Here is a 12,300-nt window from a genome sequence, read left to right as displayed (position 1 = left end):
CCGGTTCGAGGCCGCCGAGCCCGCTCTCAGAGACCCAGACGCGTCACCCCGGGCCCGACCTCCCGCTCCACGTCGCCGCACCGCACACGCGCCGTGGTGTTCGCCGGGATCCGCACCTCGAGCGCGCCCTCCTCCCGGTCGTACCGGACCCGCACATCGCCGCGGATCGTGGGCACCGTGCCCTCCATCCACGTCAGCGGCCCCGGCTGCGGGGTGATCTCGAGCCGTGCCGCTCCCGGCGCCACGGCCCGCACCCCGAGCACGTGCCGGGCGATGACGTTCACGGGCGCCGTGCCCCAGGCGTGGGAGTAGGTCATGTTGGGCTTGAGCGAGGGGTCCCAGGCCTCGGGGACGATGCTCGCGCCCAGGTCATCGAGCAGGTGCAGCCAGCCGCGCTGCCCGCGGGAGGTCATCAGCGCATGCGCCTCGTCGGCGCGGCCCAGGGTGAACAGCGCGTCCAGCAGGAACTGCGCGCCGTACACGCTCATCCGCATGCCGCCGGCGGCCAGCGCCTCGCCGAGCACGTCATGGCGGGAGGCCGGGGCGAGGCCCAGCGCCACCGGGATCGCGCTCGCGTGCTGGGCCGAGTGCTCGGTGCCGAGCCCGTCGCGGTAGAGGCCGTCCTCCCGCACCAGGTGCGCCTCGATCGCGGCGCGCATCCGCTCGGCGAGCGCGGCATGGCGCTTCGCCTCGCCGTCCCGGCCCAGCACCGCGCAGATCCTGGCGAGCGCCTGGTGCGCCGCGGTCTGGAAGGCGTTCAGCACGGTGTTCACCTCGGTGAACTCGTAGTCGTCGCGGCAGGTCTGCGGCCAGTCCACGAGGTCGGCGCCCCAGTCGCTGGAGGGGCGGGGGTCCTTGTGCAGCAGATCGTCGGCCCCGAGATGTCGGTCGTGGTTGGCGCCGCGCCAGAGCTCCAGGTCGGTGCGCAGCTGGGCGTCGTCCCCGGTGGCGAGGTAGTCCTCCCAGGCCACGAGCACCGGCATGAGGTGGTACTCGGCCGGCCAGGTGGGCCGACGCGTGAGGTACTGGTTCGAGACCCGGGCCAGCGCGTAGCTGCGCTCGCACGCGTACTGGGAGAGCTGGTTGACGAAGGCGTCGCCCTCGTACGGCCCGCGCTCGCGGGCCGGGGTGTCGAGATAGAGGTCCAGGGCGGTGGCCTCGATCGAGTACCGGCACATCTCGTGCACCCGGTCCAGCTCGGGGCCGGAGGAGGCGAAGGCGCCGGTGTGGTGCGTCCCGCTGCTGAGGATCGTGGGCGTGACCTCCAGGCCCTCGACCGACCCGGAGAGCACCCGCAGCTCCCCGTGGCGGAAGGCGCGGTAGCCCCAGTGCTCGATCTCCTGCTCGCCGCCGCGCAGGGTCCACGTCTCCTCGTAGACGTTCCCGGTGGGCATCGTGGAGATCACCCGTCCGTCGGCCTCGCGCTGCTCGCCGAGGTGCACGGCGAGCCGCGCCCCGTCGCTCGCCCGGCAGCGCACGTGCAGCCCGCCGACGACCTCCCGGCCCAGGTCGAACCGCCAGGCTCCGGGGCCGACGGGCTCCAGCCGCGCCCGTTCGCCGCCCGTCTGCCCGAGCGACACGATCGCCGGTGACGGCTGCGCAGGCAGCGCCGCCGCGGCCGATGCCGCCGCCCACCCCGCGTCGTCGAAGCCGCGTGCCGTCCAGCCGACGGGCTCCTCGCGCAGGTCCCAGTCCTCGGCGGGGGCGTGGTACCAGAACCCCTCGATGCTCCGCTCCCCCGGCAGCAGGCCGTTCCCGGGCAGTGCGCGCCAGGTCTCCGGCGAGGTCAGGTGCTCGATCCGGGTGCCGTCCTCGAGGACGCCCACGAGGCGGGCGGCGAACTGACGGCCCTCCTGCGCCCAGGCCAGGACCGCCAGGGCATTGGGCCCCGGCCGCAGCGCATCGTCGAGGTGGTGGGTGTGCAGCCGCGGATGGTCGTCCTGGCTGCGCACGCTGCCGAAGCCGATGACCTGGCCGTTCACCCAGAGCTTGTAGACGTGCTGGCGACCTCCGCGGGGCCCGTCCTCGCTCGGCCCGCCTTCCGGGGACAGCCCGACGGCCTCCACGAAGGCGGCCCGGATCGGGGTCACGGGCAGGTCGATCTCGGTGCGCAGCAGGGCCCAGTCGGCGCCGTCCTCGGCCCAGATCGGGGTCGCCGGCCACTGGCACGGCGCCGTCGTGAAGGGCGCGACGTGGGACCAGTCGCCGCGCTCGGAGGTGTCGACCTGCACCCGCCACCAGTACGGCGTCGAGGGCTGCAGCGGCAGGTCCTGGATCAGCACGCCGGCGGATTCCGCGGAGAGCACGCTGCCCGAGTCCCAGAGCGGGTCGGCGCAGGTCGGCTCGTCGGCGATCTGCAGGCGGTACCTGCGCTGCTGCGCGTCGCCCAGCATCGGGACGATCCAGGAGCACCGGAGCGCGGAGGCGTCTACGCCCACAGCGTGCTCCTGCAGGTTCATCAGCAGACCGCCGGGACGGGTGGTGGAGTCCATCGGACGCAGCTCCTTCGCTCGCGACGACACGAGCAGGAGGCTAGCAGCGGCGCAGGGGCGGGCCGCTGCTAGGTTCACGGTCATGACGCAGAGCGCCCCGCAGCAGGAGTTCGTGATCGGCATCGACGCGGGCGGCACGCACACGCGCGTGGGCTGCTTCGCGCTCGACGGGACGCGGCTCGCGGCGGCCGTCGGCGGGGGCGGGGCCCCGCATCACAACGACGACGCCGCCGAGAACATCCACAACGCCATCGCCCGATCGCTCGAGGACGGCGGGCTCGATCCGGCAGGCGCCGTGGCCCTCGCCGCGGGCATCGCCGGGTTCGTCCGCACCGGGTCGAACCAGGACGGCGGGGACAACGCCCGCACGGCGGCGCTGGTCGACGCCCCGGGTCTGACCTGCCCGAAGGTCGTCGTCAACGACGCCGTCATCGCCCATCGCGGGGCGCTGTCGGGGCGGCCGGGCATCGTGGTGGTCGCCGGCACCGGCTCGATGATCCTCGCGATCGACGAGGCGGGCGGCGAGACCGAGAGCGGGCAGCTGGAGCACTACGCCGGGGCGGCGAGGCATCTTGTGCACGACGTCGTCCAGCAGATCCTCATAGGTGACTGCTCCCCGACGGATCCGCTGCTGGCCGCCACCCTGGAGCACTTCGGCGCGGCGGACGTCCCGGCGCTCCACGAGGCCGTCCTCGCCCGCTCCTCGACCCATCGCAACACCGTCAAGCGCTCCTACGGAGACTTCGCTCCCCAGGTCACGGCGCTGGGCGAGCACTCCGCCCTCGCCGGTCGCGCCCTCGACGACCTGGCCGCCCGCACCGCCCGCGGCGTGCGCCTGCTCGCCCCGTCGGCCGGGCCCCATCCGGTGCCCGTGGCCTGCACAGGCTCCCTCGCGGACGCCCCGAGCTTCCACGACCGGCTCGAACACCTCCTGCCCGAGGCCGCGCCGGGCATCCTCGAGATGGTCCCCTCGCGGCTCGCACCCCTCGGCGGGGCGGCGATCCTCGCCCTCGAAGCGGTCGGCATCGACGTGGACGACGCGATCATCGAGCGGCTCGCCGCATGACGCCCGCGCCTCCCCCGATGCTGCTCCTCGTCGACCTCGACAACACGCTGGTGGACCGTGACGGCGCCTTCGCCGACTGGGCGGCGGAGTTCGTCCCCGCCCACGGGGGCACGGAAGCCGACCTGCGCTGGCTCCTCGAGACCGACGGCCACGGGTACACGCATCGGGCGGTCCTCGCCGACGGCCTCCTCGAGAGGCTCGACCTGACCGCGACCCGCGACGAGCTCGTCCAGACGCTCCTGCACGGTCATGCCGGGCGCGTGCGGTGCTACGACGGCGTGCTCGAGAAGCTCGCCGAGCTCCGGGAGCAGGGATGGACGCTGGTGGTCGTCACCAACGGACGAGTCGACCAGCAGTCCCGGAAGATGCAGGTGAGCGGCCTCGAGGCCGTGATCGACCGGGTGGTGATCTCCGAAGCGGTCGGCGCGAAGAAGCCCGCGACGGAGATCTTCCACGCCGCATGGGAGGGCCTCCAGGCCGAGCAGCCGCCCTGGATGGTCGGGGACCGCGCCACCGCGGACATCCACGGCGGGCAGGTGGCCGGCTGCCGCACCGGCTGGGTGAGCCACGGCCAGGCCTGGGTGTTCGGCGAGCCGCCGACCGTCCAGGCCCCCTCCACCCTCGAGGTGCTCGACCTGATCCTGGAGAGCGAGGGCGCCCGCTAGCGAGCGGGACGGACACGGGGGAATCACGCCTCCATTCCCCCACTTCGTCACCCTCGCCGGACGATCCGCTCCGCGCTCACCCCCGGCCGCAGATCCAGTCGGCGCAGCATCTGAGCGTTCATCGCCACCACCACCGTGGAGGCGGACATCAGCAGCGCCCCCACGCTCATCGGCATCACGAACCCGACGGGCGCCAGCACCCCTGCGGCCAGCGGCACGGAGAGCAGGTTGTACCCGGCGGCCCACCACAGGTTCTGGCGCATCTTCCGGTAGGCGGCGCGGGAGAGCTGGAGCACGGAGAGCACGGACCGCGGGTCGGAGGAGGCGAGCACCACGCCTGCGGAGCCGATCGCGACGTCGGTCCCGGCGCCGATCGCGAGGCCGACATCGGCCCGGGCGAGAGCGGGCGCGTCGTTCACGCCGTCGCCGACCATGGCGACCCGAAGACCTTCCCCCTGCAGCTCGGCGACCGTCCGCGCCTTGTCCTCGGGGCGCACCCCGGAGATCACGCGGTCGATGCCGAGCTCGTCGGCGACGCTCTCGGCGACGGCCCGGGCATCGCCCGTGACCATGACGACCTGCACGCCCTGCGCGTGCAGTGCGGCGACGGCGTCGTGGGACTCGGGGCGGACCTCGTCCACCAGGCGCAGGGCGCCGACGACCTCGCCGTCGGCGAGGACATGGAGGACGGTCGCGCCCTCCTCGTGCCAGGGCTGGACCGCGGCCAGCTCGTCGGCGCCGTGCTGCTCGAGAAGATGGGGACCACCCACCTCTACGACCCTTCCGTCGACCTCCGCTCGCACCCCGACCGCCGGCGCCGAGCTGAACTCCGCTCCGGGCCGCACAGCGATCCCGCGCTCCTCGGCGGCGCGGACGATCGCGTGCGCGAGCGGGTGCTCGCTGAAGGCCTCGACGGAGGCGGCGAGGGCGAGAAGCTCTGTCTCGGTGCCCCGCGACCCGGCCTCGACCCCGGTCACGGCGGGCTCGCCGCGGGTGAGGGTGCCGGTCTTGTCGAACAGGACGGCGTCCACGGTGCGCATCTGCTCGAGGGCGAGCCGGTCCGTCACCAGGACGCCGCCGCGGGCGGCGCGCTCGGTGGCGAGGGAGACCACCAGGGGGATGGCGAGCCCGAGGGCGTGGGGGCAGGCGATCACCAGCACGGTGATCGCACGGATCACCGCCTGATCAGGTCGCCCCAGGAGCAGCCAGACCACGACGGTGAGGATCGCGGCTCCGAGCGCGAACCAGAACAGCCAGCCGGCCGCGGTGTCCGCCAGGCGCTGGGCCCGCGAGGACGATCCCTGCGCCTCGGCGACGAGGGCGCGGATGCCGGCGAGGGCGGTGTCCTCCCCCACGGCGTCCACCTCGATCCGCAGGCCCGAGTCGGTCGCGACGGTGCCGGCGACCACGCGGTCACCGGTCTCGCGCCGCACGGTCGAGGACTCCCCGGTGATCATCGATTCGTCCATGCTGGCCGCGCCGTCGCGGATCAGCCCGTCGGCAGGGACCGCACCCCCGGGGCGCACGAGCACCTGATCGCCGACGGCGAGCTCGGAGGGCGCGACCGTGACGACCTCGTCCCCCACGACCTTCTCCGCCCTGTCCGGCAGCAGGGCGGCGAGGGAGTCGAGAGCCGAGGTGGTCCGCGCGAGGGAGCGCATCTCGATCCAGTGCCCCAGCAGCATGATCACCACCAGCAGCGCGAGCTCCCACCAGAACTCGAGCTGCGCGTCGAGCAGGCCGAGGGCGGCGCCCCAGGAGGAGATCGCGGCGACGGTGAGGGCGAGGCCGATGAGCAGCATCATCCCGGGGCGACGGGAGCGGATCTCCGCGACCGCTCCGACGAGGAACGGCCGACCGCCCCACAGGTAGAGGACGGTGCCGAGCACCGGGGGCACCCAGGCGACCCAGCCCGTGGTGGGGACCGCGTACCCGAGCAGATGCCCGACCATCGGACTCAGGGCGACCACAGGAAGCGCGAGCACGAGCATGACCCAGAACAGCCGTCGGAACTGCACGACGTGATCGCCGTGTCCGGAGTGGGCCTCGTGGGAGGTGTGCGCCGTGGGGTCGTGGCTCATGGTCGACCTCTTCTTCCGAGCGGTGGGTTGAGATCGACGAACCTATACCCCCTAGGGGTATGTGCGCAAGAGGGGTGTTCCCCGTCGGAGCCTCGGTCTACGCTCACAGCGAGCGCCCGGCAGGAGGCCGGTGCCACAGCCAGGAGGACACCATGCCCGCAGGACTCCACCCCTACCTCAACTTCGACGGCGACGCCCGCGAGGCGTTCGAGTTCTACGGCGGGGCGCTCGGCGCGATCCCGCAGTTCGCGACCTTCGGCGAGTTCGGCGCGCTCCCGGCCGACGATCCGAACGCGGACAAGATCATGCACGGCAGCCTCGAGGTCTCCGACCTCATCAAGCTGTACGTCTCCGACGTCATGGAGGGCATGGCCCCGTACACCCCGGGCACCAACGTCACCCTCTCCCTGATGGGCGACGACGAGACCCTGCTGCGCAGCGCCTACGAGAAGCTCTCCGAGGGCGGCACGGTCCAGATGCCCCTCGAGAAGCAGATGTGGGGCGACGTGTACGGCTCCTTCACCGACCGCTTCGGCATCGTGTGGCAGGTGAACATCTCCGCGCCCGCAGAGGCCTGATCTCCGCGTCGGCCGGGACGGAGGCGGACGCCGCCCCGGTCGACCCAGGTCCCGGGAGTAGTGTGCTGTGGCCCCCGACAGCACATCCCCTACCGAAGGATCCTCACCATGACCTCTCCCCGCGTCACCGTCCAGCAGGCCTGGGATGCCCTCGCCGAGGGGAACGAGCGCTTCATGGCCGGAGATCTGGACCACCCTCAGCAGAGCGCCGCCCGACGCAGCGAGCTGCGTGCCGCACAGGCGCCGAACGCGGCGTTCCTGGGCTGCTCGGACTCGCGGGTCGCCGCGGAGATCCTCTTCGACTGCGGCCTGGGCGACCTCTTCGTGGTGCGGAACATCGGCCAGATCGCGAACGAGAACACGGTGGCGACCATGGAGTTCGCCGTCGCCGAGCTCGGCGTCGCGGTGATCGTGGTGCTCGCCCACGGCTCCTGCGGCGCGGTGAAGGCCGCGATCGACCAGACCACCGCCTCCCCCAGCGCGGTCACCCCGGCCATCCGCAAGGAGCTCGAGGAGATCCGCCCGGCCGTCCAGCAGGAATGGTTCGCCACGCAGCAGGTCAGCCCCTACGTGGACCCCGCGCTGGTCGATGTCGACGCCGTGGGCCGCCGCCACCTCGACGAGACGGTCAATGCGCTGATGCGCCAGTCGACGGTCATCTCCGACGCGGTCGCCGCCGGAGAGCTGGGCATCGTGGGCTGCCAGTACCAGCTGGAGGAGGGCCGGGTCTCCCCGATCTCCTGGGTGGGCCGCCTCGACGTCACCCGCTGACGCGACGCAACAGTACAGTTTTCGCTGTATTGTTGCGGCATGCTCGCGACCGTCACGCCCAGTCACACCGACTCGCTCGCCCGGCTCGGGCACGCCCTGTCGGACCCCACGCGCGCCCGGATCCTCCTCGCCCTGCGCGAGGCCCCGGCCCTGCCCTCGGAGCTCGCCGACGGACTCGGCGTCTCCCGCCAGAAGCTGTCCAACCATCTCGCCTGCCTGCGCGGCTGCGGCCTCGTGGACGGCGCGAAGGAGGGCCGCAACACCCGCTATCGGCTCAGCGACCCGCATCTCGATGCCGCGCTCGGCGACCTGATGCGGCTCACGCTCATCGTCGATCCCGACTGCTGCTCGGCCGGTGCGTGCCGATGCGCGTGACGCCGACCGCTCCGCCGCTCACCGACGAACGCCGGGCGCTGCTGCAGCGCCGGATCCGATGGGTGGTCGCCGCGACGATCACCTACAACGTGCTCGAGGCCGTGATCGCCCTGACCGCCGGGCGGGCCGCCTCCTCCGCCGCCCTGGTCGGGTTCGGCCTCGATTCGATCGTGGAGGTGCTCTCCGCAGCGGCCGTGGCCTGGCAGTTCGCCGCGCCGGATCCGCACCGGCGGGAGCGGGTCGCCCTCAAGGTCATCGCCCTGTCGTTCTTCGGCCTCGCCGCCTTCGTGACCGTCGACGCGCTCCGATCGCTGCTGGGCGCTGCGGAGGCGGAGCACTCCGCCGTGGGCATCGCGCTGGCGGCGGTGAGCGTCGCGATCATGCCCGCGTTCTCCCTGTTCGAGCGACGCACCGGGCGGGAGCTCGGCTCGGCGAGCGCGGTCGCCGACTCGAAGCAGACGCTGATCTGCTCCTACCTCTCCGGAGCGGTGCTGCTCGGGCTGCTCGCGAACAGCCTGCTGGGCTGGGCATGGGCGGATGCCGTGGCCGCACTGGTGATCGCCGCCTTCGCCGTGAAGGAGGGAGGGGAGGCCTGGCGCGGCGAGACCTGCGCGCAGCCGCTCTCCGCGCTCACCGGGGAGCAGGAGAGCCGCCCCAGCTCCTGCTGCTGACCGCTCGCGCACCGCACATCACGACGACGGGGGACGACCGATGGCCGTCCCCCGCCTGATCACGCGGGTGCACCGCGGGATGAGAGTCCGCGGATCAGAAGCCGCCCTGCTGCGAGCCGCCCTGGTCCTGGCCGTCGAAGCCACCGGCCGACTGCTCGTTGCCCTGCTGGTCGCCGCCGAAGCCGCCGCCCTGCTGACCACCCTGCTGGGAGTCGCCGCCGACGTCGCCGCCACCCTGCTGCTGGCCGCCTCCGAAGTCACCGCCGCCCTGCTGCTGACCCTGCTGCTGGTCGCCGTAGCCGCCCTGGCCACCGCCCTGCTGCTCGTTGTCCTGGTTTCCGAAGTCGTTCTGCTCAGTCATGATCGAACTCCCATCGTGATCCCGGTGAAGACCGGCGAGCTCCATGCGCGTGTCCAAAACGTTATGCACCGTGTGACGGGGAGCACAAGTACGCAGGTCGCACGGCGCTTCTCTCACCCCCACGCCACCCCTCGAAGGACAGAATCCCAGGTCAGAACACTCATTCGCGGCAATCAGCACGAATCGGACACCCGTCCGCGATCCCATCAGCAGCCCCGTCCCGCAACACTTTCGGCGCCCTGCCCCGTGACATAGCGTTCGGACATGTCCTCTCGCACCCGCCGCTCGATCCTGCTCCAGGACGTCCGCCCCTGGGGTGGCGCGCCCACCGACATCACCATCGAGGACGGGGTGATCACCGCGCTCGCACCGCACCGCGCCGACGCCCCGGCACCGGAGGGCGGCGACCGCCTCGACGGGCGCGGCCTGCTGGCGCTGCCCGGCCTGATCAACTCGCACGCCCACGTGGACAAGAGCTGGTGGGGCAAGCCGTGGGTGTCCTACGGCGGTGAGGCCACCACGCAGGGCCGCATCGCCCACGAGCGGGCCGAGCGCGGGGCGCTGGGGATCCCCAGCACCGACTCGACCGAGCTGGTCATGCAGGAGTTCCTGCGCCACGGCACCACCGCGACCCGCACCCACGTGGACGTGGATCTCGGGGTCGGGCTCGACGGGATCGCCTCCGTGCGCGCGGCCGCCGAGCGGCTGGACGGCGCCCTCGAGGTGGAGATCGTCGCCTTCCCGCAGGACGGCGTGATCCGTCGGCCCGGAGTCCTGGAGCTGCTGGACCGCGCCGCGCAGGAGGGCGCCGCGAGCATCGGCGGCCTGGACCCCGCGGGGATCGACCGCGACCCGGTCGCGCAGCTGGACGGCCTGGTGGAGATCGCGGTGCACCGCGAGGTGGGGCTCGACATCCACATCCATGACGGCAACGACCTGGGCGTCTTCCAGTTCGAGCTGCTCGCGGAGCGGACCGTGCAGGCCGGCCTCCAGGGCCGCGTCACGGTCTCCCACGGCTTCGCCCTCGGGGACGTCTCCGGCACCCGCCAGACGGAGCTGGTCGCCGCGCTCGCGGAGGCCGGGATCTCCTGGGCCTCCGTCGCCCCGCCCGGACGGGGCCGGCTGCCCTGGGCGTCGATGCGCGAGCACGGGCTGCGCCTGGGCCTCGGCACCGACGGCATCCGCGATCTGTGGTCCCCCTACGGCGACGGGGACATGCTCCGGATCGCGCTCGGCTTCGCCCGGCTGCACGGGCTGCGGTACGACGAGGAGCTCGTCGACGCCGTGCGCCTGACCTCGACCGACTCCGCCTCCTTCGTGCACCGCGACCAGCACGACCTGGTCGTGGGGTCCCGGGCCGACGTGGTGCTCGTGGACGCCGAGAACGTGCCCGACGCCCTGCTGCGCGCCGCCCGTCGCGAGGTCGTCCTGGCCGGTGGACGGGTCGTGGTCGAGGGCGGCGAGCTGGCGCTCTGAGGGGCGCGGCTCAGCTTTCGGCCAGCTCCGCGGCCCGCCGTCCCCGCGCGGAGCTGAGCACCGCGAGCCGGTCGGCGCCGCGCAGCATCTCGACGCTCAGCGGCCGCTCCACCAGGTCGTTCCGTTCGAGGGCCAGGGCTCGGCCCACGCCCGCCAGGCAGCCGTCGGCGAGGGGCGGAGTGCACCAGACGCCGTCGATCCGTGCGGCGAGCGTGGAGATCGTGGTCTCGACGGCCCGTCCGTGCTCACCGAGCAGCACCACGTCGTCCGCGCCGGGATGGCGCTCCCGGGCCGCCGTGAAGTGCCCCCGCACGGTGGTCTTGTGGCCGCTGAGCCCGGCGGGGAATCGGCTGCGCACGGTGTCGATCGCGAGCCGCACGGGCCCGGGCGCGCTCCGCAGCGGCCGCGACGTGGTCGAGAGCGACCCGTCGCGCCGCAGGGCGAGGCGCAGCAGCACCGACTCCTCCGCCTCGGCGACGGCCTCCCGCGCGACGCGCTCGAGCAGGACCGGATCCTGCGGGATCCCCAGCTCCGCGGCCGATGCACGCATCCGCTCCAGGTGCCGCTCGAGATTCCCGGCGACCCCGTCGACCACCGCGAACGTCTCCAGCAGCGCGAAGGGCTCGGTGGTCCCCGTCGGCAGCACCGCGGCCTTGACCAGCAGCTCGTCGTACTCCCCCTCAGGGGTCGAGGCCCAGGTGACGCCGCCGCCGGCGCCGTAGACCGCGGAGCCGGCAGCGGCATCGACGAGCACGGTGCGGATCGCGACGTTGAAGCGGGCCCGGAGCCGGGGCCCCGGCGCGAGGTACCCGACCGCCCCGCAGTACACGCCGCGCGGGGAGTCCTCGAGCTCGGCGATCAGCGCCATGGTGGACAGCTTCGGCGCTCCCGTGATCGAGCCGCAGGGGAACAGCGCCTCGAGCACCTGGACCAGGTCGGCGCCCTCCCGCGGCCGGCCCTGCACCGTGGAGGTGAGCTGCCACAGCGTCGGATACTCCTCGGCGCGCAGCAGCTCGGTGACCTGCACGCTCCCGGGCTCGCACACCCGCGCCAGATCGTTGCGCAGCAGGTCCACGATCATGATGTTCTCGGCGCGATCCTTCTCGCTGTCGAGCAGGGCCTCCCGGGAGGCGGCGGTGCCCTTCATCGGAGCGGTGGTCAGCAGGCCGTCCTCCCCGGCGAAGAACAGCTCGGGGCTCGCGCTGACCACCGTGTGGCGCCCCAGGTCGAGGTAGGCGTGGTGCGCTCCGTGCTGGCGACGCGCCAGCTCCCCGTACAGCCCGTACGGGTCCCCCGCGAAGCGGGCGCGCAGGCGGGTGGTGAGGTTGCACTGGTAGGTCTCGCCCTCGGCGATCGCCGCGCGCACCGCCGTGACGGCCCGGGCATGCGCCCGCCGGTCCCAGTCGGGAGTCCACGAGGAGACCGCGAAGCCCTCCCCCGAGGTGAGCGGCCCCGGGTCGGGATCCGGGGCCGCGGCGAGCCCGAACCACACCAGCGGCAGGCCCTCCTGGGGCGGAGCCACCCGCGCCGCAGGATCCAGGCCCGCGGCGGCCTCGTAACCGATCATCCCGAACGCCCAGGAGCCGCCCGCGACAGCCTCCTGGACCGCGGCGAGAGCGGGCCGCACCTCCTCCGGCCGGTCCGCCCGGATCACCCGGTCGGCACGGCCGAACTGCAGGCTGCGCCCCGCGAGGACATCGTCGAAGCGGGCGACGGGGGCGAGGCAGGGCATGAGGGAATGATGCCTGATGACCAGCGCGCACT

11 protein-coding genes are annotated in these 12,300 nt (G+C 73.2%); 7 read left to right on the top strand and 4 right to left on the bottom strand.

Annotated features, from left to right (window positions below; translation table 11 throughout):
• Window positions 1–26 precede the first annotated feature (26 nt).
• Complete coding sequence (locus CFK41_RS00115) at window positions 27–2,492, bottom strand: family 78 glycoside hydrolase catalytic domain (protein ID WP_169928755.1); 2,466 nt, start codon at window positions 2,490–2,492, stop codon at window positions 27–29.
• Window positions 2,493–2,574: 82 nt separating this feature from the next.
• On the opposite strand from CFK41_RS00115, the gene CFK41_RS00110 reads away from it, so the two are divergent.
• Both CFK41_RS00110 and CFK41_RS00105 read left to right on the top strand, forming a co-directional pair.
• Complete coding sequence (locus tag CFK41_RS00110) at window positions 2,575–3,558, top strand: BadF/BadG/BcrA/BcrD ATPase family protein (RefSeq protein WP_096797833.1); 984 nt, start codon at window positions 2,575–2,577, stop codon at window positions 3,556–3,558.
• Window positions 3,559–3,575: 17 nt separating this feature from the next.
• Window positions 3,576–4,223: an HAD family hydrolase gene (locus CFK41_RS00105; protein ID WP_169928754.1), complete on the top strand. Its 648-nt coding sequence runs from the start codon at window positions 3,576–3,578 to the stop codon at window positions 4,221–4,223.
• A 47-nt stretch (window positions 4,224–4,270) separates the two neighbouring features.
• On the opposite strand, the gene CFK41_RS00100 is transcribed toward CFK41_RS00105, so the two are convergent.
• Window positions 4,271–6,304 (bottom strand): heavy metal translocating P-type ATPase, encoded by a 2,034-nt coding sequence (locus CFK41_RS00100; RefSeq protein WP_096797831.1) that lies wholly within the window; start codon window positions 6,302–6,304, stop codon window positions 4,271–4,273.
• A 152-nt stretch (window positions 6,305–6,456) separates the two neighbouring features.
• Here CFK41_RS00100 and CFK41_RS00095 point away from each other — a divergent pair, with 152 nt between their 5' ends.
• The 4 genes from CFK41_RS00095 (at window position 6,457) to CFK41_RS00080 (ending at window position 8,699) form a co-directional block, all read left to right on the top strand.
• Window positions 6,457–6,882: a VOC family protein gene (locus tag CFK41_RS00095; protein WP_096797830.1), complete on the top strand. Its 426-nt coding sequence runs from the start codon at window positions 6,457–6,459 to the stop codon at window positions 6,880–6,882.
• 108 nt (window positions 6,883–6,990) lie between these two features.
• Entirely contained in the window at window positions 6,991–7,653 is a 663-nt protein-coding gene (locus tag CFK41_RS00090) for a carbonic anhydrase (RefSeq protein ID WP_096797829.1), read from the top strand.
• Window positions 7,654–7,692: 39 nt separating this feature from the next.
• Complete coding sequence (locus tag CFK41_RS00085) at window positions 7,693–8,028, top strand: ArsR/SmtB family transcription factor (protein WP_174705952.1); 336 nt, start codon at window positions 7,693–7,695, stop codon at window positions 8,026–8,028.
• Window positions 8,019–8,699, top strand: coding sequence for a cation transporter (locus tag CFK41_RS00080; RefSeq protein WP_096797827.1), 681 nt, complete (start codon window positions 8,019–8,021; stop codon window positions 8,697–8,699). Before CFK41_RS00085 ends, CFK41_RS00080 begins: the two co-directional genes overlap by 10 nt.
• A gap of 94 nt (window positions 8,700–8,793) precedes the next feature.
• On the opposite strand, the gene CFK41_RS18030 is transcribed toward CFK41_RS00080, so the two are convergent.
• Window positions 8,794–9,060 carry a hypothetical protein gene (locus CFK41_RS18030; protein ID WP_174705951.1) on the bottom strand — a complete coding sequence of 89 codons (267 nt, stop codon included), beginning with the start codon at window positions 9,058–9,060 and terminating at the stop codon, window positions 8,794–8,796.
• Between the two features lie 264 nt (window positions 9,061–9,324).
• Here CFK41_RS18030 and CFK41_RS00070 point away from each other — a divergent pair, with 264 nt between their 5' ends.
• On the top strand, window positions 9,325–10,536 hold the full coding sequence (locus CFK41_RS00070; RefSeq protein ID WP_096797826.1) for an amidohydrolase family protein: 1,212 nt from the start codon (window positions 9,325–9,327) through the stop codon (window positions 10,534–10,536).
• Between the two features lie 10 nt (window positions 10,537–10,546).
• Here the strand turns inward: CFK41_RS00070 and CFK41_RS00065 are convergent, their stop codons facing one another.
• Window positions 10,547–12,268, bottom strand: coding sequence for a chorismate-binding protein (locus CFK41_RS00065; protein WP_096797825.1), 1,722 nt, complete (start codon window positions 12,266–12,268; stop codon window positions 10,547–10,549).
• Window positions 12,269–12,300 lie beyond the last annotated feature (32 nt).

Source organism: Brachybacterium ginsengisoli (genome assembly GCF_002407065.1).
Taxonomy (GTDB): Bacteria; Actinomycetota; Actinomycetes; order Actinomycetales; family Dermabacteraceae; genus Brachybacterium; species Brachybacterium ginsengisoli.
This window is presented reverse-complemented; position numbering and strand designations above follow the sequence as displayed.

Bases quoted from the DNA above. Each gene is read 5' to 3' on its own strand.
- CFK41_RS00085 (WP_174705952.1), top strand. From the start codon at position 7,693: ATGCTCGCGACCGTCACGCCCAGTCACACCGACTCGCTCGCCCGGCTC.
- CFK41_RS00100 (WP_096797831.1), bottom strand. From the start codon at position 6,304: ATGAGCCACGACCCCACGGCGCACACCTCCCACGAGGCCCACTCCGGA.
- CFK41_RS00080 (WP_096797827.1), top strand. From the start codon at position 8,019: ATGCGCGTGACGCCGACCGCTCCGCCGCTCACCGACGAACGCCGGGCG.
- CFK41_RS00115 (WP_169928755.1), bottom strand. From the start codon at position 2,492: ATGGACTCCACCACCCGTCCCGGCGGTCTGCTGATGAACCTGCAGGAG.
- CFK41_RS00105 (WP_169928754.1), top strand. From the start codon at position 3,576: ATGCTGCTCCTCGTCGACCTCGACAACACGCTGGTGGACCGTGACGGC.
- CFK41_RS00110 (WP_096797833.1), top strand. From the start codon at position 2,575: ATGACGCAGAGCGCCCCGCAGCAGGAGTTCGTGATCGGCATCGACGCG.
- CFK41_RS00095 (WP_096797830.1), top strand. From the start codon at position 6,457: ATGCCCGCAGGACTCCACCCCTACCTCAACTTCGACGGCGACGCCCGC.
- CFK41_RS00070 (WP_096797826.1), top strand. From the start codon at position 9,325: ATGTCCTCTCGCACCCGCCGCTCGATCCTGCTCCAGGACGTCCGCCCC.
- CFK41_RS00065 (WP_096797825.1), bottom strand. From the start codon at position 12,268: ATGCCCTGCCTCGCCCCCGTCGCCCGCTTCGACGATGTCCTCGCGGGG.
- CFK41_RS18030 (WP_174705951.1), bottom strand. From the start codon at position 9,060: ATGACTGAGCAGAACGACTTCGGAAACCAGGACAACGAGCAGCAGGGC.
- CFK41_RS00090 (WP_096797829.1), top strand. From the start codon at position 6,991: ATGACCTCTCCCCGCGTCACCGTCCAGCAGGCCTGGGATGCCCTCGCC.